This is a genomic window from Helicobacter pylori (assembly GCF_021062735.1).
GTDB lineage: Bacteria > Campylobacterota > Campylobacteria > Campylobacterales > Helicobacteraceae > Helicobacter > Helicobacter pylori_DN.
This window is the reverse complement of the sequence record NZ_JAHXLB010000006.1, coordinates 51,357-73,798: the sequence shown is the minus strand read 5'-3', so window position 1 is coordinate 73,798 and position 22,442 is coordinate 51,357. Positions and strand designations below refer to the sequence as shown.

Here is a 22,442-nt window from a genome sequence, read left to right as displayed (position 1 = left end):
TAGCCTTAAAGGTATTTTTCTAACGCCTTAGGAATATGAATGCTCCCATCCGCTTGCTGGTGGTTTTCCATTAAAGCGACCATCGTCCTGCCTACCGCTAAAGAAGAGCCGTTTAAGGTGTGCACTAATTGGTTTTTTTGATTTTCTTTGAAGCGGATTTTGGCGCGCCTGGCTTGAAAATCCCTCGTGTTAGACACCGAGCTGATTTCTCTGTAGCAATTTTGCCCAGGCAGCCACACTTCAATATCTATCGTGTTGCTCGCGCTAAAGCCTAAATCCCCGCTGCACAATTGCACAAACCGGTGCGGTAATTCCAAAGCCTTTAAAATTTCGCTCGCGCTCTCTAGCATATGCTCTTGCATCGCATCGCTTTCTTTAGGGTGCGTGATAGCCACTAATTCTACTTTATCAAATTGGTGCTGTCTTATCATCCCCCTTGTGTCCTTGCCCGCACTCCCTGCTTCGCTCCTAAAACAAGGCGTGTGCGCAGTCATTTTAATGGGGAGATTTTCAACGCTAATAATGGTGTCGTTGTATAGATTAGTGAGCGTTACTTCAGCGGTGGGGATCAGATACAAATTTTCATTTTCTATTTTGAAAACATCTTCTTTGAATTTGGGCAATTGCCCGGTCCCAAAAAGCATTTTTTCATTCACTAACGCCGGCGTGTAGATGATTTCAAAGCCATTTTTTTCATTAAAATCCAACATTAAATGAATGAGCGTGCGATAAATTTTAGCCCCAAAACCCCTAATGACAGAAAAACGGCTTTTGGCGAGTTTCACGCCGCTTTCAAAATCAATCCAGCCATTTTGTTGAGCGAGTTCAAAATGCTCTTTGGGTTTGAAAGTGAAATTTCTAGGGGTTAAGATTTTTTTAATTTCTATATTGTCTTCTTCATTTGTGCCTAAAGGGGTTTTTTCATCCACTAGATTGGGGATTATGGAAAGCTTCAAATCAATTTGTTGCTCCAATTCGCCCACGCTTTTAGAAAGCTCATTCAATTTGATTTTATTGTTTTCTAGCTCTTTTTTGAGATCGCTTGTATCCGCTTTTTGAGCCATTTTAATACCAAATTCTTTAGAAACCTTGTTTTGAAAGGCTTGCAAGCCTTCCAATTCAATGAGCTGCTTTTTATAGTGCGTGATGACTTCGCGCAAACGCTCTAACTCATCACCCATCACATGGTTACGCTTTTTTAAAGAAAGAGCCACCTTGTCAAAATCTTGCAATAAAAGTTTTCTATCAATCATTCAACCCTCTTTAATCGTTCTAAAATGCCACAATTTAGCCCATTCGTCTATATCGTTTTTATCTATTTGAGCGCTCAAAGCCCCCATTTTACCCTCTAAAGAATCTTCAATAGCACCATTAGGCAAAGCCACAAAACTATCCCCATAAAATTTCCACAAAAATTCGTTTTTTTGATCTTCTTCTACAATAATTTGGCGATACGCTCCGATCCTATTAGCCCTAACCACCACGCAAGAAGTGCAAAAAGCGCGCATCTGGCACAAAAGCCGCCACCTTTCATTGGATTCAAAAGTGGCCACGCTGCTCAAAAGCACCACATCCACGCCCTGATTTTTAGCCTGAACCCATATTTCATCAAAATGCGCTTCAAAGCCAAACAAAGGGGCGAATTTCAAGCCGTCTCTTTCAAACACGAGCAATTCTTTAAAAGCACTTTTTTCATTATCAAAAAAGCTCTCTTCATCCCAGTGAGGATAGGGGATTAGGCGTTGTTGCGTGTAATACTGGATATTTTCCTTAGAAATGAGAGCGATTTTTTTATAGATTTTAGAATGTTCTTCTAAAAGCACCGGGGCTGAAACGATTAAGTCTAGTTCTTCGCATTTTTGCGATAAAAACTCTATCGCTCGCACAGACTGCACGTTGATTTCACTCACATCCAATCCCATGTTATGGTGGAAAAAGGGGTTGATCACGTATTCAGGCAACACCACCACGCTTTGCTTGGGTATGGAGTTGAATAAGGATTGCATGAGGGTTTCTTCAAAAGACTCTAATTGCAAAGCAAACACTCGCATGCTTTAAGCCTTTTTGTCTGGCGTTTGGAGTTTCTCATGCTCTAAATAAGCGTTTTCTAAAAGCTTTTGAGCCAAAACCAACTCTTGCATAGCCGTTTTATACAAATCCATCCCGTCTTTTAAGGACAAGTTAGGATCATTCAAGCGATCTATGGCTTGCTCTAGGGAATGAACATGCTCTTCAAAACTTTTTTTAGGGGCGTTTTTAGCGTTTTTAGTGTTTTTTGGGGGGATTTTTTCGGTTTCAAATAATTCATCTTGCATAACATTCCTTTAGCTTTTTTTAACAAGCATGGTCGTTGAAATTTGAGCGATAGAATCTTCAGTCCTTAAAATCTCAAACCCTGCGTTTTTTAATTCAAATTTCAAGCCCTCCAAACTCAAAAATCCCTCAATGGATTGCGGTAAATAAGAATAAGCGCCATAATTCTTACTGATAGCCCCTCCCACTAAAGGCAAAACCTTATTCGTGTAAAACCCTGAGATTTTATCCAGCCATGTGGGGTTGTCCTTTTTTAAAAATTCTAAAATCACTAAAACGCCCCTGGGTTTTAACACCCTAAAAAACTCTTTTAAAGCTTCTTGTCTTTCCACGATATTACGCAAGCCATACGCAATGGAAAGGATATCCACGCTGTTATTTTCAACGCCTTTTAAATCTTTGGCTTGAGCTCGGATGAAAGAAGCTTTGTTTTCAAGCTCTTCACATTTTTTGATAGCCAATTCAAGCATGTTATTAGAGGGGTCAATCCCCAAACATTCCTTAAACTCTATGCCGCAATTGAGAGCGCTTTTTTGCCAAGCTATGAGCATATCCCCCGTCCCGCATGCCACATCCACAAGCCTTAACGCTTTCTTGTTTTCCAAAAACAAAAACGCATGCTCGCAAGCCCTTTCTCGCCATTTAACATCTAAGCCAAAACTCATCAAGCGGTTGGCTTGATCGTAAGAGCTGGCTATATCATCAAACATGTTGATGATTTTTTCTTGCTTGAGGTGCTTTTCTTTTTTCATGACTTTTCTTTTTTCATGGCTTGTCTTTAAAAAGGCTTGACAACCACTAAAATCACAATGAGAATCATTAAAATCGCGGGTATTTCATTAAACACACGATAAAACCTTGCGTTTCTTCTTGTGGGGTCTTTTTCTAGCTCGCGCATGCATTTCTTGCAATAAAAATGATAGGCTAAAAGTAAGATCACTAAAGCCAATTTAGCATGTAACCAACCCCCACTTTTAAAGAGTGCAGGCTCTATCAACAGCATTAAAATCCCTGTGATAAGCGTGAAACCCATAGCCGGCGAAGCGATAAAGGAATAAAGCTTTTTTTCTTGGATTTGAACCACTCCTACAAACTCTTTTTTATGCGCATTTTCTGCATGATAGACAAAAAGGCGCGGCAAATAAAATAACGCCGCCATCCACGAAATGACCGCTATCACATGGAAAGCCTTAACCCATAAAAAATACCCATTCAAAAATCCCATACCACTCTCCCTAATTTATCTTATTTTGTTGTAAAAACGCTTGCAAATTTTCTCTTTCGCCGCTGATTTCCACTTCCACGCTTTGGTTTGAAAAATTCTTTTTGCTTAATTGTAAGCTAAATTTCTTAATTTCACGCTGAAGAGCGTCTAATTCTTTGTAAGAATAATGAGCGCTTAAAGTTTCTAACTCCACAAAATCCTTCAAAGCGTTTTCTTTTTGAGCGTTTTCTACGCACAATAACGCGCTAGTGGCATAAGCTTTCATCAAGCCCCCCACCCCTAAAAGCGTGCCTCCAAAATAACGCACGCTCACTAATCCTATATTGATTAAATCCTTTCGCCTCAAAACGCTAAGCACAGGCATCCCTGAACTCCCTTTAGGCTCGCCATCATCGCTAAAACCCTCCGTGATTTTGCCCTCTAAAGAATAGCGGAACGCCGTTACAAAATGTGCGGCTTTAAAATGCTCTTTTTTCAATTGTAAAAGGGTTTCTTCAAAATCATCAAAAGGCATAAGATACCCTAAAAAGCGAGACGCTTTAGTTTGGTGCTTGGAAGTGATGAGGTGTTTAAGCGTTTTCACAAGCTTTCTTTAAAGAGCTGAGTTTAAAGACACTCCCTATAAAACTCGCAATAAAAATCGCAATAAGCGCGTAAAAATGGATGGAAACATCTATAAATTCCGCATGCATTTGATTCAATCGCCCTAACAAACTAATCGCATGATAAGCTGGCACCATTTGGACGAACGCTTGTAAATAAGAGGGCAAGGATTCAAAAGGCCACACAAAACCCATCATAAAAATCAAGGGCAAAGAAGAAATTAAAACGATTTGAGTGGTGTGGGCTTCATTTTTGATCCATGCACCTAAAAACAACCCCAAACTCAAGGTTGCAAGCATAAAGATAGAGCTATTCAAAAACACCATTAAAGCGCTCGCATGCCGTTCGATCCCATAAAAAGAAAACAGCGCCCCAAAATACAACAAAACAAAAATACTAAACGCTCCCATAAAGATCAAAAGCCTTGCAAATTGCCTTAAAGCGATTTGCTTTTTGTCTAAAAGGGCTAATTCCAAACGCCTGGAGCTAGTAAACATGCTGCTTGCAATGAGCATCACCTGGTGTAAGATGAAAATAAACACGCTAGAGAGCGCGTAATTCAAATACCCCTCACTAGGGTTATACAAGGCGATAGGCCTGATTTTAATCCCGTCTGTCCCTAATTCAGCTTCTTCTATTTGGGCGTTGCGTTTGAACCTTATCTCATCATTTAAAGCGTTGATGCTCTCCACCACCGCATTCGCTAACGCGCCATAAATCAAAAAGTAATTGGAATTCGCATAAAAATCTATCGTTACAGGCACTTGTTTATGGATATTGGCTTCAAAATGCGAAGGGATATGCAAGATCCCATAAATTTTTTCTTCTTTTAAAAGCTTTTTGGCTTCCAGCATAGAGGGGCTAAAAAAAGCGATTTCTAACTCGTTGGAGCTTTGCGCCATGAAGGCTAATTGCCTAGAAAGGAAGGAATTGTCTTCATCTACAAGGGCGATTTTTTGCTGCGTTACGATGTCTTTCAAATAAGGCAAAGGGTATAATAAGCCATAGATTAAAGGAGCGCCTATAAGGATTAACAAAACGCCTTTATGAGAAACAATAGCCCTCAATTCCATTAAAAGGATTTTAAAAAAATTCATGCGCTAGCCTTGTCTTTTTTAAAAGAAAAATAAAAAATCAAAAGCCCTAAAGCTAAAAAGATTAAAAAGAACACAAGCGGCATTAACGAATTTAAAGACTCGGTAAAATCTGTCTTATAATAAGCCTCTTGTAAAAAGAACTTCATAAAATGGCTAATAGGCAAGCAATGGCTCCAAAAATCCCCAAAAATTTCCATGTTGTTTTGCGGGTAAGTAACCCCAGCAAACGCAAAGCTTGGAGCGGTATAGACCCCAATCGCGCCCGCAGTTTCAATAACGCTTTTTGAAATGCCATAAACTAGCACCACAAACCCGCTCATAATAAGCGCCATTAAAACTACCGCCAAAAAGACCAACAACAAATGCGCATAATTCCCCTGCATGCCAATGAAATTAAAATAAAACGCCATACCCATCCCCCAAAAACTAAACACGCACACATTCGCTACAATACTGATCAAAAGCTCGCGCATGTTAGAGGTTTTTTGAATGAAATTGAGCATGCCAATCGCAATGAAAATAAGCCACATGCAAGGCAGCATCACGCTTAAAAGGTATTGCGTGTAATTGTTTTCTTCATTATATAGGGCATGCAATTGGAGAATGATGGGCATTGCTTGGGCTTTAGCCGAAATCAAATTAGAATCTCGCACTAAAGCTTTGGTGGCTAAGGTTTTAGCGTCTAAAGTCAAAGCGGTTTGTAAGAAGGCGTTTTTGAGCGTTTTCCCCACCAAAACGTATTCAGCGTTATAATAAAAGGGCAAATCCACCTTTCGCCCCATTTTGATTTTTTTCTCTAAATCTCTAGGCAAAACTAACGCCCCATACGCTTCAGCGGAATTTAAAAAGCGTTTGGCTTCTAAAAGGCTAGCCACTTGGTATTTGATTTGAAGCGCGCTCGTTGCACCTAATTCAAACGCTACTTGATGGCTTGTCGTGGTTTTATCCAAATCCACCACCACGATAGGGAGCTGTCTTGGGATTTCTTGTTTAAAGATTTGCGTGCCTAAAACCCCTAAACAAAAAGGCAATATAAAACACACGATAAACAAGAACTTGTCTTGTAAAACCCATGCGCTTATCAATTTGAACAAAACAATCCTTTTTAAGGTTTAATGGTAACTAACACGCTCATCCCTACCCTAAAATTTTCCAACTCTTCTAAGGGTATGGCCTCCACTTCATAGCTTTTCATGTCGTAAGTGTTGGAATTATTTGTCGCTTTCCAAGTCGCAAAATCCCCCATCACGCTCAAATATTTGACCCTGAATTTCGCGCTTTTTTTCAACGCTGGGATATAGCCTTCAAATTCCTTACCCACTTTAAACTCGTTCAAATACTTTTCAGGCACGCTGATTTTTAACCAACTATCCTTTAAATCTATCATTAAAACCACAGGAAAACCCTTAGGGCTAAGCTCGCCACCGCTTAAAAGCACATTGCTCACTTCCCCATCAATAGGGGCTGTCGCTTTGACATCTTTTAAATAAGACTCCACTTCATTCACTTGCCCTAAAGCCGCGCTCTCTTTAGCCTTAGCGGCAATCTTGCTTTCAGAGCTCGCCCCCCCTAAAGCCATTTTATACTTTTGGTAAGCCGCGCTCTCGTTGTATTTAGTGCTTTCATAAGCCGCATAGGCTTCATCGCGCTTTTGCAAACTCGCCACGCCGTTATCATACAAATCTTGAACGCGCTTATAAGTCTCTTTGGCTAAAGTCGCTTGAGATTTTGCCGCTTGCCAAATGTCTCTTGCAGAATTGATCGTTTCATCTCTTGAGCCTCTTTTGACTTCATCGCTAAGCGCTTTAGCGGCTTTATGCCCGGCTTCAGCTTGAGCGAGCTTGGCTTCTAATTCAGGGCTAGAAATGCTAAAAACCAAATCGCCCTTTTTAATGCGATCGCCTTTTTTAACAAACACCTTTTCAATGCGCCCAGGGACTTTGGAACTCACGCTGTATTCTCTGGCTTCCAAAAACCCTTGCAGCACTTCAGCCTTAGGGCGATAAGCTAAATAAAAAAGCACGATTAGCCCTAATAATAAAGCCCCACCCCCTGTAAGAATCGCTTTATTTTTATCCAACATGCTGTTTGACATGATTTTTTCCTTTAATAAACAAATTCATAAAATAAATCAATATGATCGCTTAACGCCATTAAATTCGCTAATGAAACAATGTATTTATAAGCCACGCTTTTTTGCTCCACGATGATAGAAGAAAGCGTGTTCCTTGCATCAATGACTTGAGCGTTCGTGCTTAAGCCTTGTAAAAAAGCCTGCTCTTGGAGTTTTAAGTTTTCCTTGGCTAATTCCACGCTAGAAAGCAAACTTTTGTATTCTTTCAAATAAGAAAGCGTCTCTTTATAAGTCTTATTCACTAGCAATTCCATGTTTTTTTTAGCTTGGATTTGTTCGCTATTAGCTTGCAACTCCGCTAATTTGCTCGCTTGGTATTTTTGGATACGCCCTGTGGGGGAGAGTATGGGCATGCGCCCGGCTACGCCCACAAACCAGCTAGGGATCATGTCTTCAAACACCGAATTGTTTTGTTTCATGATATAAGAGCCAAAAAAACTCACTTGGGGCAAGAATTTAGCGATCTGTAGTTTCGTGTTTTCTTTAGAAATTTGAACTTGATTTTCTAAAGTCTTTAAAACCGGGTAGGAATTGAGTGTGGAAGAAACAAAAAAGCTCAAATCGGGCAGATTTTTCTCCGTGCGGATCTCTAATTTGCTTGAAGGCGCTAGATCGTCCTTGCTAGACAAAATGGAATTGAACGAGAGTTGCGAAACTTCTAACACGTCTTTAGCCTTAACGCTAGCGATATGGGCCTTATCATAAGCCACTTGAGCGCCTAAGGTTTCTACCCTAGCGATTTGCCCTACTTTTTGCATTTTTAAAGCGTTTTGGAAATGCTTATAATGGCCTTTTTCCACCTCTTCTAAAGTTTCAGCCACTTCTGCGTTTAACACCATGCCATAATACACGCTCACAAGCTCTTGAAAAGTGGAAAGCTTTTTCAAACGATACACTTCATTAGCGTCTTTTTGCATCAAATCCGCAATGCGCACCATCGTGAATCTTGCCCCACCCATATAAAGGGGATAAATAATGCTCAAAGCCCCAATCACCACATTTTGCTTAGAAAACAATAAGGGGGCTTCTAAAGTGCTGCTCAAAGCCCCAAAACCTTGCATCACCCCTTGCATGCCCGCTTGGATTTGAGGGGTTAATACTTGAGGGGGGATATTTTGCTGGATGTTTTGCAAGCCTTGATGGATTTGGTTGGTGGCTTTTTGCACGCCCGGTTGTTTTTGGCTGGCAAAATCCATTTTAATAGGGTTAGAAAGATACACGTAAAACGCGCTCAAATCAATTTGAGGCAAAAAAGAAAGCTTAGCCGCTAATTTCATTTTACTCGCTCTTTTAATGGCGTATTCTTGTGCATGCAAGCCTTCATGGTTGGATAACACCCTATTCCATGCGTTTTTTAAGGAGAGTTTTTGGGCGTTAGGGTGGTTCAAAGGTAGGCTGTCTTCAGCCAAATTCAAAGAAGAAGGCTCGGTTTTAGAAGTCTCATCAACAGCGCTTAAAGAGCTATTGAATAATAAGCCCAATACAAAGAGGGTTGTTTTTTTCATGCTTCATTTTCTCCCTGATCTTGTTTAACCGCTTTTAAGCGTTTTATCCTAGCCCCATCCACGCTCAACACCTCAAACAAATACCCATGCGAAATGATTATATCCCCCTCCATAGGCATGCGTTCTAACAAGCTAAAAACATAGCCCCCAAGCGTTACCTGCTCGCATTCTTTGTCAAATTCAATGTGAAGCACTTCTTCTACGCTCTCTAAATCCAGCATGCCCTCTAATTCAAACACGCCCTCTTCAAGCTTGTTCACGCCCTCTTGTTTCAAATCGTATTCATCGCTAATCTCGCCCATGATCTCTTCAATAATATCTTCCATAGTGAGCAACCCGGCCGTGCCGCCGTATTCATCAATCACCAAAGCGGTATGGATTTGCTCTTTTTTCATTTTAATAAGGATTTGAGAAATGGAAGCGCTTTCAGGGACGATGATCATTTTCCTAACGATTTGATTGAAATCATGCATTTTAGGGGTAAAAATAGAGCGCGAAAGCAAGTCTCTGATATGCACCATGCCGATAATGTTATCCTTAGAACCCTTACAATAAGGGTAGCGCGTGAAGCGGCTTTTTAAAACAATGTCTACATTTTCTTCATAGCTGTTTTCTTCGTCCAAACACACCATGTCTTTTCGTGGGGTCATGATTTCTTTAGCGCTCGTGTCAGAAAAATCCACCGCGTTTTTAATGATTTCGCCCTCCACTGAATCAATAATGCCCTCTCTTAAACTCTCGCCCACAATGATTTTTAACTCTTCTTCAGAATGCGTGCCGTCATGCTCTTTAGGATTGATGCCCACTTTTTTTAAAAAGAAATGAGCGATCACATCAAACAAGCGCACCACCGGGTAAAACACGACCCAAAACACATGCAAAGGGCGTGCGGCAAAAAGAGCGGCTTTTTCAGATTTAGCGATCGCTAAAGATTTAGGCACAATTTCGCCCAGCACGACATGCAAAAAAGTGATGCTTAAAAACGCTATAACCACGCTCATTGAATGGATAAAAATAGGATTTTCTCTCAAATCCATAGACTCAAACAGCACGGCTAACAATTTTGCGATAGCGGGCTCACCCACCCAGCCTAAAGCTAATGAAGAAAGGGTGATGCCTAACTGCGTTGCACTCAAATAAGTGTCTAGTCTTTGACTCATCTTTAAAGCGAGTTTAGCGTTGGAATTACCGATTTTAACCAGCTCTTCTAATCGGGTTTTACGCACTTTCACAAGGGCAAACTCTGAAAGCACAAAAAAAGCGTTCAACAGCACCAATAAAAAAGCAACCATCAACATCAAAATTGATTCAGACGGATCCAAATAAGCTCCTTGATTCCTCCCCATGACTTTAAACCTAACGATAAATATAAAATAAATATAAAATCCTAGAATTTTAACATAAAAGATTAAGCCTAACTTTAAAAAATCAAGCCTTTAAAAACCCTAGAAATACTTTTCTATAAAACCAAGAGCCACAAAAAGAAGCGCCCCCAAAAGTGCAGAAACCGGCACGGTTACAAGCCAAGCGGTAACAATCTTTTTCAAAATGGAGCGTTTGATCACTTCTTCTTTATACACTTTTTTAAGCGACTTTTTTTCTTTCTTTTTCAATTCCAAAGCGATAGCGTTGTTCTTGCTTTTTTTCAAGCTCTCTAGCATGAGCGATTTTTCTTTCAAGTTGGCTTTATCAAAGCGCTCTAAAAAGCCTTCAATTTCTTCTAAATCTTCCCCAAAGTGCGCCGCTACAATGTTGTCTCTGATCCTAGCAAAACGCCTTCTTGATTGCTCTCTTAAGCGCTCCCTTAAAAAGCCCACCCCAAACACCGCGCCCACCACAATATGCGTAGAGCTTACGGGCAAGCCTAATTGAGAAGCTAAAAGCACGGTGATGACTGCAGAAAGCGCGATGCAAAAAGCTTGCATTTTGTCTAATTCTGTGATTTCAGACCCCACCGTTTTAATGAGCTTTGGCCCATACAAACTCAAGCCTAAAGCAATCCCAGCTGCCCCTACTACCATAATCCACAACGGCACAGAGCTTAAGGTATTCCCCATAGGGCTATTTGCATCTTCTAAAGTTTGACTGATGGCCGCTAGTGGGCCTATAGCGTTAGCCACATCATTAGCCCCATGCGCAAAGCTTAAAAGCGCAGCGGCAAAAATCAAAGGGACATTAAAAAGCTCATTAATGCTTTCATGGCTGTTTTCTAATTGCGGGGCTTTCTTTAACACAAACCTTTTAAAAAGGATAAAGATTAAAAGCGCAAGGATACAGCCGCAAGCCAGCTGGATTTCAAAATTCAGTGCATAGAGGCGTTTTAAAACCTTAATAATCAAATACCAGCTAAACGTTAAGCTCATCAACGCCACCAAATAAGGCACGACCTTTAAAGCCGCGCTCTTTTTGTCTTCTTTATAAGCGATAGTCTTTTTAATGAGCATCAAAAAAAACATGGCTATCAAAGCCCCCATTAAAGGCGAAACCACCCAACTCGCTACAATACCTGATAAAAAATGCCAATTGACAGCAGACATTCCAGCTGCTGCCATTCCAGCCCCCATAATCCCCCCCACCACAGAGTGTGAAGTGGAAACAGGAGCGCCTATTAAAGTCGCTACATGCAACCACAGCGCCCCACTCAAAAGGCTAGCCAACATGACATTAATGAAAACATGCACATCATTAATGGATTCAGGCGAAACGATACGGCCCTTAATCGTAGAAACCACTTCCCCCCCAGCAATGATCGCTCCAAGCATTTCACAAATCCCAGCAATCACAATCGCCCCGCCCATGCTAATGGCTTTAGAGCCTACGGCAGGGCCAACATTATTAGACACATCATTCGCGCCAATATTCATCGCCATATACCCCCCAATCACAGCCGCAAAGATGAGCAACAATCCCTTAGAATTAGCCTGCCCAAAAATAAGAGCGAGCAAAGCAGTACCAATGAGAAACAAAAGAGCGAGAGCGATCTTTAAAGTGTCTTTTTGGAGTTTTTTAGAAGCTTTTTCAAACTCCTTGATGTTTTTAATTTCCATATCGTCATAAAAACCTTGTTCTAGTAGTGGTCTTATTCTATCCAATTAGCCCTTGAGCCACTCTTAAAAAGCGTTGTTTGATAAAAATGGCTCATTATATGGTATCTTAAAGTAAAATTTTAAAGAGAGTTTTAAAAATGATAGAATTTAGCGATGAAGATTTACAAAAACCGGTGCGTGTTGTGATAGAAAAAATCCGCCCTTACTTGCTCAAAGATGGCGGTAATATTGAAGTGCTAGGGGTGAAAAGCATGAAAATTTATGTGGCTTTAGAGGGAGCATGCAAAACTTGCTCTAGCAGTAAAATCACTTTAAAAAATGTCATTGAAAGGCAGCTTAAAATGGACATTCACCCCAATTTAGAAGTGGTGTGCTTAGAAAACGCTAAGGAGTTTGATAAGCTTTAAGGATTATAGGCATGCAAAAGTTTGATTATGAATTTAAAAAGCGCGCATTGATTAAAGATGGCTTTTTAGCGTTCAAGCAAGCCCATTACGCTGAAGCGTTACGCCTTTTTTCTGAAGTGTTGTTTTTGGATAAAGACAACCAAAAAGCCAAAGTGGGGGCGTTATTAAGCGACATCGCTAAGGATTTCCCTAAAGAAGCCCATAGCTTTTATGAATTGTATCAAAGCCTGATCGCTATGCAAAAACGGAGTTTAAAAAACCAAGCTGAAGAGCAAATCATCAATTTGATCGCTTCTTTTGATGAGGGATTGAACCAAATGACTGAAAAGATTGATGCGCAAATTTCTCAAAAAGGCGAGGAATTGAATGGCATTTTGTATGCGGATTTCAAACGCTTGAGCTTGGAGCGCGGTTTTAAGGAAGCGTTTGAAGATTTGATGTTCAGCTCTAGGGTGATTTTTGACAATAAAGAGGATTTTTATGAATTTTTGAAAGAATTGAACCACTATGGCTATTATGAATTAGCGATCAATTACATTGAAAACATGCATGAAGATTCTTTTATTTACGATAAGTTTTTGCGTTCTCTTTTAGAAGACGCTCTCAAATCCAATAAGGCTTAAAGAATGAAGCTTAAAAAAACCCTGACTTATCAAAACCACACCTATTCTTTTTTAAGCGATAACACTCGCGAAGTTTTAGAAAACCCTAAAGAAATCCTTTTTGTCAAAACGCCTTTAAATGAAAAATACTCTCCTTTCATTACAGAAAAAAACCTGGCTATTTTAGATTTTAACGAGCTTAAAAACTATTTTGATTTTAAAATGAAAATTGTAGGGATTACTGGCACTAATGGCAAAACGACCACGGCGAGCTTGATGTATTCCTTGCTCTTAGATTTGAATAAAAAGACCGCTCTTTTAGGCACAAGAGGGTTTTTTATTAACGATGAACGCATCAAAGAAAAGGGCTTGACCACGCCCACTCTTTTAGAGCTTTATAGCGATTTAGAAGAAGCGATTCGTTTGGGGTGTGAATATTTTATTATGGAAGTGAGCTCCCATGCGATTGTCCAAAAACGCATCGCCGGGCTTGATTTTGCTCTTAAAATCTTAACCAATATCACAAGCGATCATTTAGATTTCCACAAAAGCCTAGAAAATTACAGGGACACTAAAAACAGCTTTTTTAAAGATGAGGGCTTGAAAGTGATCAACAGAGATGAAACAAACGCCCTTTTTAACCCCATTAACGCACACACTTACGCACTGGATAAAAAAGCGCATTTAAACGTTCAAGCCTTTTCGCTCAACCCCTCCATTAGCGCGTCTTTATGCTACCAACAAGATTTAAGAGATCCCAATCTTAAAGAAATCGCCCTCATCCATTCCCCCCTTTTAGGGCGTTACAACCTTTATAATATCTTAGCGGGCGTTTTAGGGGTCAAACTGCTCACTCAATTACCGCTAGAAGTAATCGCACCGTTATTAGAAAACTTTTATGGGGTTAAGGGGCGTTTGGAAATTGTGCATTCTAAGCCTTTAGTGGTTGTGGATTTTGCCCACACTATAGATGGCATGCAACAAGTCTTTGAAAGCTTTAAAAACCAAAAAATCACCGCTCTTTTTGGAGCAGGGGGCGATAGGGATAAGACCAAGCGCCCTAAAATGGGAGAGGTAGCGAGCTATTACGCGCATAAAATCGTCTTAACTTCAGACAACCCCAGAAGCGAGAACGAAGAAGACATTATCAAGGATATTCTAAAAGGCATCAATAATTCTTCCAAAGTGGTTGTAGAAAAAGACCGAAAGAAAGCCATTTTAAACGCTTTAGAAAATTTAAAAGACGATGAGGTGTTATTGATTTTAGGCAAGGGCGATGAAAACACTCAGATTTTCAAAGACAAAACGATTTTTTTTAGCGACCAGGAAGTCGTTAAAAGCTATTACCAACATTTAAAACAAGGATAAAACATGCAAGAATTCAGTTTGTGGTGCGATTTTATAGAAAGGGATTTTTTAGAAAACGACTTTTTAAAGCTCATTAATAAGGGGGCTATTTGCGGGGCGACGAGTAACCCTAGTTTGTTTTGCGAAGCGATCACAAAAAGCGCGTTTTATAAAGATGAAATCGCTAAACTCAAAGGCAAAAAAGCTAAAGAAATTTATGAAACTCTGGCGTTAAAGGATATTTTACAAGCCTCTAGCGCGTTGATGCCTTTGTATGAAAAAGACCCTAGCAACGGCTACATTAGCCTAGAAATTGACCCTTTTTTAGAATATGATGCTATTAAAAGCATTGATGAAGCCAAGCGGTTATTCAAAACACTAAACCGCCCTAATGTGATGATTAAAGTCCCAGCGAGTAAGAGCGCTTTTGAAGTGATTAGCGCTTTAACTAAAGCTTCTATTCCTGTTAATGTAACTTTAGTCTTTTCGCCTAAAATTGCCGGTGGAATCGCTCAAATCTTAGCCAAAGAAGTGCAAAAAAGAGCGGTCATTAGCGTGTTTGTCTCACGATTTGACAAAGAAATAGACCCTTTAGTGGCGCAAAATTTGCAAGCTCAAAGCGGGATTATCAACGCTACCGAGTGCTATTATCAAATCCATCAGCATGCTAATAAGCTAACAAGCACCCTTTTTGCATCCACGGGCGTTAAATCCAATTCTTTAGCTAAAGATTACTACATTAAAGCACTGTGTTTTAAAAACTCTATCAATACAGCCCCCCTAGAGGCTTTAAACGCTTATTTGCTTGCCCCAAACACTGAGTATCAAACCCCTTTAAAGATTGCAGAAATTGAAGCGTTTAAAAAAGAATTAAAAACGCACAACATTGATTTAGAAAACACCGCTCAAAAACTCCTTAAAGAAGGCTTGATAGCGTTCAAACAATCCTTTGAAAAGCTTTTAAGCAGTTTTTGATTTTTAAGGGTTTTTTGGATAGAATAAGCCCTTATTTTATTTTAAAGGATTGACATGTTAGAAGGCGTTATTAGAGAGAGTATTACTAAAGCTAACGCTAAAGCTTTAAAAAAAGATGGCTATCTAATCGCAAATATTTATGGAAAGGGCGTTGAAAATGTGAATTGCGCGTTCAAATTAAACCCTTTCATTAAATACCTTAAGGAAAAAAAGCATTTGGTTTTTCCGGTGAAATTAGGGGATAAGACTTTTGAAGTCGTGGTTCAAGAATACCAAAAAAACCCTGTTACTAACGAGCTTATTCATGTGGATTTACTCGCTGTTACTAAGGGCGTGAAGTCTAAGTTTAAAGTCCCTGTTAAACACCAAGGCACTCCAGTGGGCTTGAAAAATAAAGGGATTTTAATGCTCTCTAAAAAGCGTATCAGCGTGGAATGCGCTCCAGAGCATTTGCCCGATCACTATTTAGTGGATGTAGCCCCTTTAGATGTGAATGAGTCTATTTTGGTGCGCGATTTAGAAAAACACGAGAATGTTAAGATTTTAGATCATGATTCTATCGCTGTGATCGGTGTGATTAAGGCGAAGTGATTTCAGGTGATGACGCTTTTAGTAGGTTTAGGCAACCCTACTTTGCGTTACGCTCACACCAGACACAACGCTGGTTTTGATATTTTAGATTCGCTCGTTAGCGAATTGGATCTTTCTTTCACTTTTTCTCCCAAACACAACGCTTATTTGTGCGTTTATAAGGATTTTATCTTACTCAAGCCCCAAACTTACATGAATTTAAGCGGCGAGAGCGTTTTAAGCGCTAAAAATTTTTACAAAATTAAAGAGCTTTTAATTGTCCATGACGACTTGGATCTACCTTTAGGCGTTGTGAGGTTTAAAAAGGGTGGGGGGAATGGGGGGCATAATGGCTTAAAGTCCATTGATTTATTGTGTTCTAATTCTTATTACCGCTTGAGGGTGGGGATTTCTAAAGGAATTGGTGTGATTGAGCATGTGCTTTCAAAATTCCACAAAAACGAAGAGCCTTTTAAAAACGCTGCGTTTGAACATGCCAAAAACGCCCTAAAATTTTTTATAGAAAGCCATGATTTTAACGCCATGCAAAATCGTTTCACGCTTAAAAAACCTTTACAAATAGAAAGTTAGGGGTTTAAAGTGCGTTTGTTTAGATTTGTAGGGTGGTATTATTTCAAATACTTTTTAATCGTGCTTTTAGCTTTGGAATTGTTTTTTGTAGGCATTGACAGCCTGAAATACGCCGATAAAATGCCTGATTCTGCGAACATGATCATTTTATTTTTCACCTATGATATTTTATTCGCCCTCAATTACACCTTGCCCATTTCCTTGCTTTTAGCGATGGTTTTATTTTACATCACCTTCATTAAATCCAACCAATACACCGCCCTGCTCTCCATTGGCTTTTCCAAATGCCAGATTTTAAGCCCTATTTTTTTGATTAGCCTGTTTTTCACGGCTGTTTATGTGGGGTTGAACGCGACTCCTTTTGTGTATATGGAAGAAAAAACGCAAAATTTAATTTATAAAGACAATTCTTTGAGCGTCTCAGAGCATTTGTTAGTGAAATATAACGATGATTACGTGTATTTTGATAAGATTAATCCCTTATTGCAAAAAGCCCAAAATATCAAGGTTTTTCGCCTAAAAGATAAGACTTTGGAATCTTATGCTGAAGCTAAAGAAGCTTTTTTTGAAGACAAATATTGGATTTTGCATGACACTACTATCTATGAGATGCCCTTGAGTTTTGAATTGGGCAACAACGCTTTAAACACCACGCGTTTAGAAACCTTTAAAACGCTCAAAAATTTCCGCCCCAAAGTTTTAGACACCATTTATCAAAACAAGCCTGCGGTTTCTATCACAGACGCTCTTTTATCCTTGCATGCTTTAGTGCGCCAAAATGCGGACACGAAAAAAGTGCGCTCATTTTTGTATGTGTTTGCGATCTTGCCCTTTTTTGTGCCGTTTTTAAGCGTTTTAATCGCTTATTTTTCGCCCAGTCTCGCCCGCTATGAAAACCTGGCTCTTTTAGGGCTAAAGTTTATCATTATCACGCTCGTTGTTTGGGGGCTATTCTTTGCTTTAGGGAAGTTCAGCATTTCAGGGATACTCATTCCTGAAATAGGCGTTCTATCGCCCTTTTTCGTATTCTTAGCCATCAGTCTTTGGTATTTTAAAAAGCTCAATAAGAGATTGTGATTTTTAAATCTTATATGTTACTAAGTGGTTTTGTTCTATTAGTTTAAAGGTGGCTAGTGGAAAGATTTAATCTAAAAAACCGCCGGTATATCGGCTCAAAAACCAAGCTTATAGAGTGGGTATTTGGGAATTTAAAATTAAATAATATCAAAAGCGTGTGCGATATTTTTGCCGGAAGTGGGGTAGTGGCTGGTCAATTTGCCACTATTCCTAATGTTAAAAACATTATTATAAATGATATTTTATTTTCTAATGAAGTCATTTATCATGCTTTTTTTATGGGGCAAGACGCTGATTTTAAGATGCTTGAAGAGCTGAAAGAATATTATACTCAAGCTTTAAAGCTAGAAGAAAATTATTTTAGCCAACATTTTAGCGACAAGTTTTTCAGCTATAAAGATTGTGTCAAAATCGGTAGCATTAGAGAGCATATAGAAAGCTTGAACTTAGATAAATTAAATAAAGATATTTTATTAACAAGCTTGATTTATTCAATGGATAAGATAGCTAACACGGTAGGGCATTATGAAGCTTATAGGAAAAAAGAGATTTTGCAAGATAGATTTATTTTTGAACTTATTAGCCCTATAAAGCATGATAAAAATATCATGATAGAGAGAAAAAACGCTAACGAATTGGCTAAAACCTTAAAAATAGACTTAGTCTTTATTGATCCTCCATACAATTCAAGGCAATACAGCCGGTTTTATCATCTCTATGAAAACCTAGTGCAGTGGAAAAAACCCAAACTCTATGGAGCAGCTTTAAAGCCATCATGCGAGAACATGAGCGAATATTGTCGCTCTAATGCCAAGAAAGAATTGAGCGATTTGATTGAAAAACTAGATTGTAAAAGGATTGCTTTAACTTATAATAATACCTATAACTCTAAGTCTAGCTCTTCGCAAAATAAAATAGGCTTTAAAGATTTAGTGGAAATTTTAAGCCAAAAAGGAAAATTAAGCGTTAAAGAAAAGGCTCATGGTTTTTTTAATTCAGGAAAAACTGATTTTAAAGAGCACAAAGAATTTTTATTTATAGTGGAAGTGAAACCTTGAAAAAAGGCATTCGTTCTCCCTTTTTCTATGTAGGGGATAAATATAAACTCATGCCACAACTCAATAAACTATTCCCCAATAACATTAATCAATTTATTGAGCCTTTTGTGGGTGGGGGTAGCGTGTTTTTAAACACTAATGCTAAAAGATACTTAGCTAACGACATAGATACTAATATTATCAATTTACATAAAACTTTAAGCAAGTTCAATACTTGTGAGCTTTTTGATGAATTGTCTAAAATCATCATTCATTATGGCTTGTCTTTCTCTTTTAAAGGGATTACAGCCCCTGATGAATTAAAAAAACAATATATAAAAACTTACTACGCTAAATACAATAAAATAACTTATGAAAAACTAAGGGCTGATTTTAATTCCAATCAAAACAACACGCTTTATTTGTATTTGCTTTTAATTTATGGGTTTAATCACATGATTAGATTTAATTCTAAAGGGCTTTTTAATTTACCTGTAGGTAATGTGGATTTCAATGAAAATGTTTATAATGCCCTAAAAAACTACATAGATTTTATACAGCAAAACACCATCATTTTTCACAATGATGATTATATTGATTTCCTTAACCACACCACTTATTTAAAAGATGATTATGTTTATTTTGACCCCCCTTATTTAATCTCCAATAGTGAATACAACAAGTTATGGGATAGCGATAATGAGATAGCCTTATATGGCGTTTTAGATAGCCTAGATAAAAAGGGAGTTTTATTTGGTATAACTAATCTTATTTATCACAAGGGAGAGACCAATTCTATTTTAAAAGAATGGGCTAAAAAATATTATATTTTTAATATCAAAAGTAATTATATCAGTTATAATGACAACACTATTAAAGAAGATAGTCAAGAAATCTTTGTAACTAATTATAGGTGATTATTATGACTAAAAAACCGGCACGAAAAATTTTAAGCTTTTCAACCACTATGCGAAACCCTAAAAGAATAGGACAATTTTTAGCTGTTTTAGGAAAGTTTGAAAATCAAACTCTTGAATCTTCAACAATCATGCAAATTATCAAATCCGTTTTGGCTCATAGGCTTTATAGACCTACTTCTATCAATCAAAATAAAGAATTGAAAGAAAAATTTGACTCCAATGAATATATCTTTAGCGATGAAGAGTTAGAGTGCATTATAGAAATATCCCCACAACAGCATAAAGAAATGGGCTTTGAGCATGGATGGGAAAGTCGGTTTGACACTTGGTATAAGCTTATGTGTGAGTTTGGTTTTTGCTACTATGCAAAATATGAGAAAATACTCATCAGCGATAGCGCTAAGATGCTTATTCTTGCTTATTACGATAAAGAAAACAATACTTTTAAAGAAAGCGTTGATGAAAGCGTAGTTGGGGCTATATTTTTAAACGCTCTGTCTAAATATGAAGTAGGAAACCCTTACAAAAAGAACTTAAACCATAACAACCCCTTCAAACTATTACTCTCGCTTTTAAAACGACTCAAAAATGCCAATCTAACTCCCCTATCTGTCAAAGAAATCCCTATTTTACTTTGTTGGAAAGATGATAACGCCAATGGGCTTTATGACTACATTATTCATTTAAGACAAGAAATTGTTACTATCAATAAAACAGAATTCAGTTACTCAGATGAATTTATCTATGAAAAATGCCTAAAACTTTTAGAAAGTGTTAATAAAATACGATTTAAAATGAGCCAAATCAACGAAGCCGTTGATGAATACATTAGAAAAATGCGTATTACAGGACTTATTTCATTGCGTGGTAATGGTAGGTTTATTGATATTAATACTAATGAAAATAATAAAATAGATTACATTTTACAAACTCATAAGGCTTTTAAAGGGATTATTTAAACGACACTCAAGCTAACAAACTCGCCTTTTTTAACTACATGGCGATCGTGGATAGCTTTCTTGTTAGCGTTACTCCAATCAGTACTGATGAAAGCGTTAAATCAAGCAAATTGAATGAACTAGCAACCACTTATACTAAAGATTTTATCAAGCAAGAATTACTCATTACTTGCAGCAAGCAAGAATCAAAAGATAGTTTTTTAAGACTCATTGATAAACCTTTACGCTTGGAATTTTTAAGCGCTATTTTCTTGAAACAACATTTTGAAAATTTAAGCGTGATACCAAATTATAAAAGCGATGATGAAGGCTTGCCCGTATACACAGCAAGCGGCAACAAACCTGATATTGTAGCTATGGACACAAAAGCACAAAGCTATATAGAAGTGAGCTTGATTAGAGATAGAAGTCAAAGCACCTTGGAAATGATACCTATTGCCAGACATTTAAAAGAATTGATTAAAAATAGCACTGATATTAGAGAAAAATTTAGTGTTTTTGTAGCTCCAAATATCCATGATGATGCCAAAGAATACGCGGAATTTGCCCAATCCAAAGACAATATTAATATATGTTGTTATGCTATTAATGATTTTATCAAAAAAGTAGAAAATAGTGCAGAATAGCTACAGATCAATGATAATTTGAAAGCTTAAAGCATCAAGCTTTCATCTCTAAGCCTTGCCTAAGCCTTGCCTAAAAACCCTACCAAACTTAAAAAGTATAAACATAGCGCAAATACATAGAATACTGACGGCGTAAGGTTTGGGTCAAGCTGAAATTGGTTTCTGCTCCGGTGATAGTGGTTGGTTGGCCATTCTCTAGCGGGCCTTGTTTTTTCGCTCTTATGGTAGTAGAGCCTTTGAAAAAGTAATTAGGGAGCGTGGGGATTTTGATACCAAACTCAATGCCATGGTGTTCAAAAATATTAGTTCTAACCCCTACATTCACTAAAAATTGGAAAATCGTGTGATTCACCTTAGCGTTCAATTTTCCTGTGGCATAGACGCTATTAGGGTTAATCCCCACATTGCAACTCGCCGGCGTCGTGTCCCCGCAAGTGATTGTGCCATCAGCGTTAGTCATGTAAGCGTCAGCGTCCGTATTGACGCCATAAACATACCCGTCCTTAAAATACCCCACACGATTGTTAGTCCAAGTGTTACCCGCAAAATTCACGCCCACAAAAAACCCGGCCGTGGCTTTAGGCTTATCTATAATGTTAAAAAGCATGTCTGTGCCAAAACCATAAGTATACATGTCGGCTTTTTGATCGCTCAAATAAAAAGGCGATATAGCGTTAGCGGCCCTGGAGTTAGAGAAATTGGTATGCCCATAATCAAAAAAGCCGTAATAGCGCAACCCAAACCACCTTTTTTTACCGACAAAATGCTTATAGCCTGTCATCACGCCTAGCCCATACATCGGCTGGTTACGGCCAGGAATGTTTTTATTGGTGCTAAGCATGGTGCGCGAAGTCCAATTGACTACGCAGTTAGCTTTAGTGTAGCCTGGCGTTCCTGGCGTCCCTGAAGCTGGCTGACAGCCACCGGTCTGCCCGTCAGGAACTTTGCCATCATCATTAGCCGAAACATCGCCAAAAGGCACTTGAAACAACTCGCCGTTTTTATAAGCGTTTGTCTTTTGATCAGCCCTACCCACTTCCAAGCTAATCCCCACAAACGCGCCATTCTTTTCATGGGCATTTAAGGGGTTTGTCAGCCACAACGAACTCAAAAGAGCGCCTAAAATTACCGAGCCTTTTTTAGAAATATCTAAAGATTGAGCTATCAAAACAGACTCCTTACGATTAAAATTTTTACCAACCATTTTGCAATCTTGCATTCTATTTTTCTTCTTTGTCATAAAATTGAGCATCACTCTCTAGGGTCTCCGCTTAAGTGTTACTTTTTTAATTATTTTATTATAGCTAATTGCAATCTTAAAAGTCAAACAAAAACCACCCCTAAAATTCCCATAATAGTGGGATACTTGACAATAAAACCCTTTTATAGTAGATTAAAAACTCTTTA

Annotated in this window: 22 protein-coding genes and 1 pseudogene; 10 read left to right on the top strand and 13 right to left on the bottom strand. The window is 38.4% G+C overall.

Annotated elements, in window-relative coordinates; genetic code table 11:
• Nucleotides 1-5 precede the first annotated feature (5 nt).
• From serS to KX581_RS03760, 12 genes are all read right to left on the bottom strand, one after another.
• Nucleotides 6-1,253, bottom strand: coding sequence for a serine--tRNA ligase (gene serS, locus KX581_RS03815; RefSeq protein WP_231175631.1), 1,248 nt, complete (start codon nt 1,251-1,253; stop codon nt 6-8).
• Complete coding sequence (locus KX581_RS03810) at nt 1,254-2,051, bottom strand: carbon-nitrogen hydrolase family protein (RefSeq protein WP_231175630.1); 798 nt, start codon at nt 2,049-2,051, stop codon at nt 1,254-1,256.
• Between the two features lie 3 nt (nt 2,052-2,054).
• Nucleotides 2,055-2,315: an exodeoxyribonuclease VII small subunit gene (locus tag KX581_RS03805; RefSeq protein ID WP_108341198.1), complete on the bottom strand. Its 261-nt coding sequence runs from the start codon at nt 2,313-2,315 to the stop codon at nt 2,055-2,057.
• Nucleotides 2,316-2,324: 9 nt separating this feature from the next.
• Nucleotides 2,325-3,065: a bifunctional demethylmenaquinone methyltransferase/2-methoxy-6-polyprenyl-1,4-benzoquinol methylase UbiE gene (gene ubiE / locus KX581_RS03800; RefSeq protein ID WP_231175629.1), complete on the bottom strand. Its 741-nt coding sequence runs from the start codon at nt 3,063-3,065 to the stop codon at nt 2,325-2,327.
• 26 nt (nt 3,066-3,091) lie between these two features.
• Nucleotides 3,092-3,538: a protoporphyrinogen oxidase HemJ gene (gene hemJ / locus KX581_RS03795; protein ID WP_231175628.1), complete on the bottom strand. Its 447-nt coding sequence runs from the start codon at nt 3,536-3,538 to the stop codon at nt 3,092-3,094.
• Between the two features lie 10 nt (nt 3,539-3,548).
• Nucleotides 3,549-4,121 (bottom strand): YigZ family protein, encoded by a 573-nt coding sequence (locus KX581_RS03790; RefSeq protein ID WP_120872521.1) that lies wholly within the window; start codon nt 4,119-4,121, stop codon nt 3,549-3,551.
• Entirely contained in the window at nt 4,108-5,238 is a 1,131-nt protein-coding gene (locus KX581_RS03785) for an ABC transporter permease (protein ID WP_231175627.1), read from the bottom strand. Before KX581_RS03785 ends, KX581_RS03790 begins: the two co-directional genes overlap by 14 nt.
• The gene (locus tag KX581_RS03780) at nt 5,235-6,332 is read right to left on the bottom strand and encodes an ABC transporter permease (RefSeq protein ID WP_120872517.1); all 1,098 of its coding nucleotides are present in this window, start codon (nt 6,330-6,332) and stop codon (nt 5,235-5,237) included. The genes KX581_RS03785 and KX581_RS03780 overlap by 4 nt, the downstream gene beginning before the upstream one ends.
• An 11-nt stretch (nt 6,333-6,343) precedes the next feature.
• A complete protein-coding gene (locus KX581_RS03775; protein WP_120905539.1) occupies nt 6,344-7,333 on the bottom strand; it encodes an HlyD family secretion protein in 990 nt (329 codons plus the stop codon).
• An 11-nt stretch (nt 7,334-7,344) separates the two neighbouring features.
• Nucleotides 7,345-8,877: a TolC family protein gene (locus KX581_RS03770; RefSeq protein WP_180504158.1), complete on the bottom strand. Its 1,533-nt coding sequence runs from the start codon at nt 8,875-8,877 to the stop codon at nt 7,345-7,347.
• On the bottom strand, nt 8,874-10,223 hold the full coding sequence (locus KX581_RS03765) for a hemolysin family protein (RefSeq protein WP_231175626.1): 1,350 nt from the start codon (nt 10,221-10,223) through the stop codon (nt 8,874-8,876). The genes KX581_RS03770 and KX581_RS03765 overlap by 4 nt, the downstream gene beginning before the upstream one ends.
• 99 nt (nt 10,224-10,322) lie before the next feature.
• Nucleotides 10,323-11,924 (bottom strand): inorganic phosphate transporter, encoded by a 1,602-nt coding sequence (locus KX581_RS03760; protein WP_231175659.1) that lies wholly within the window; start codon nt 11,922-11,924, stop codon nt 10,323-10,325.
• A gap of 137 nt (nt 11,925-12,061) precedes the next feature.
• On the opposite strand from KX581_RS03760, the gene KX581_RS03755 reads away from it, so the two are divergent.
• The 10 genes and pseudogenes from KX581_RS03755 (at nt 12,062) to KX581_RS03710 (ending at nt 21,035) form a co-directional block, all read left to right on the top strand.
• Nucleotides 12,062-12,331: a NifU family protein gene (locus KX581_RS03755; protein WP_024114753.1), complete on the top strand. Its 270-nt coding sequence runs from the start codon at nt 12,062-12,064 to the stop codon at nt 12,329-12,331.
• Nucleotides 12,332-12,342: 11 nt separating this feature from the next.
• Nucleotides 12,343-12,954 (top strand): hypothetical protein, encoded by a 612-nt coding sequence (locus KX581_RS03750; RefSeq protein WP_001168590.1) that lies wholly within the window; start codon nt 12,343-12,345, stop codon nt 12,952-12,954.
• Between the two features lie 3 nt (nt 12,955-12,957).
• On the top strand, nt 12,958-14,301 hold the full coding sequence (locus KX581_RS03745; RefSeq protein ID WP_231175625.1) for a UDP-N-acetylmuramoyl-L-alanyl-D-glutamate--2,6-diaminopimelate ligase: 1,344 nt from the start codon (nt 12,958-12,960) through the stop codon (nt 14,299-14,301).
• Nucleotides 14,302-14,304: 3 nt separating this feature from the next.
• Entirely contained in the window at nt 14,305-15,255 is a 951-nt protein-coding gene (tal, locus tag KX581_RS03740) for a transaldolase (protein ID WP_231175624.1), read from the top strand.
• Between the two features lie 54 nt (nt 15,256-15,309).
• Nucleotides 15,310-15,846, top strand: a complete 537-nt coding sequence (locus KX581_RS03735) for a 50S ribosomal protein L25/general stress protein Ctc (RefSeq protein ID WP_231175623.1) — start codon at nt 15,310-15,312, stop codon at nt 15,844-15,846.
• A gap of 9 nt (nt 15,847-15,855) precedes the next feature.
• The gene (gene pth / locus KX581_RS03730; RefSeq protein ID WP_231175658.1) at nt 15,856-16,416 is read left to right on the top strand and encodes an aminoacyl-tRNA hydrolase; all 561 of its coding nucleotides are present in this window, start codon (nt 15,856-15,858) and stop codon (nt 16,414-16,416) included.
• 9 nt (nt 16,417-16,425) lie between these two features.
• On the top strand, nt 16,426-17,493 hold the full coding sequence (locus KX581_RS03725; protein WP_180598316.1) for an LptF/LptG family permease: 1,068 nt from the start codon (nt 16,426-16,428) through the stop codon (nt 17,491-17,493).
• 56 nt (nt 17,494-17,549) lie between these two features.
• Complete coding sequence (locus KX581_RS03720; RefSeq protein WP_120872502.1) at nt 17,550-18,551, top strand: DNA adenine methylase; 1,002 nt, start codon at nt 17,550-17,552, stop codon at nt 18,549-18,551.
• A gap of 50 nt (nt 18,552-18,601) precedes the next feature.
• A complete protein-coding gene (locus tag KX581_RS03715; RefSeq protein ID WP_231175622.1) occupies nt 18,602-19,447 on the top strand; it encodes a Dam family site-specific DNA-(adenine-N6)-methyltransferase in 846 nt (281 codons plus the stop codon).
• Between the two features lie 5 nt (nt 19,448-19,452).
• A pseudogene (locus KX581_RS03710) lies at nt 19,453-21,035 on the top strand (AlwI family type II restriction endonuclease).
• Nucleotides 21,036-21,123: 88 nt separating this feature from the next.
• On the opposite strand, the gene KX581_RS08260 reads toward KX581_RS03710, so the two are convergent.
• A complete protein-coding gene (locus KX581_RS08260; protein ID WP_269201250.1) occupies nt 21,124-22,287 on the bottom strand; it encodes an outer membrane protein in 1,164 nt (387 codons plus the stop codon).
• Nucleotides 22,288-22,442: the final 155 nt, after the last annotated feature.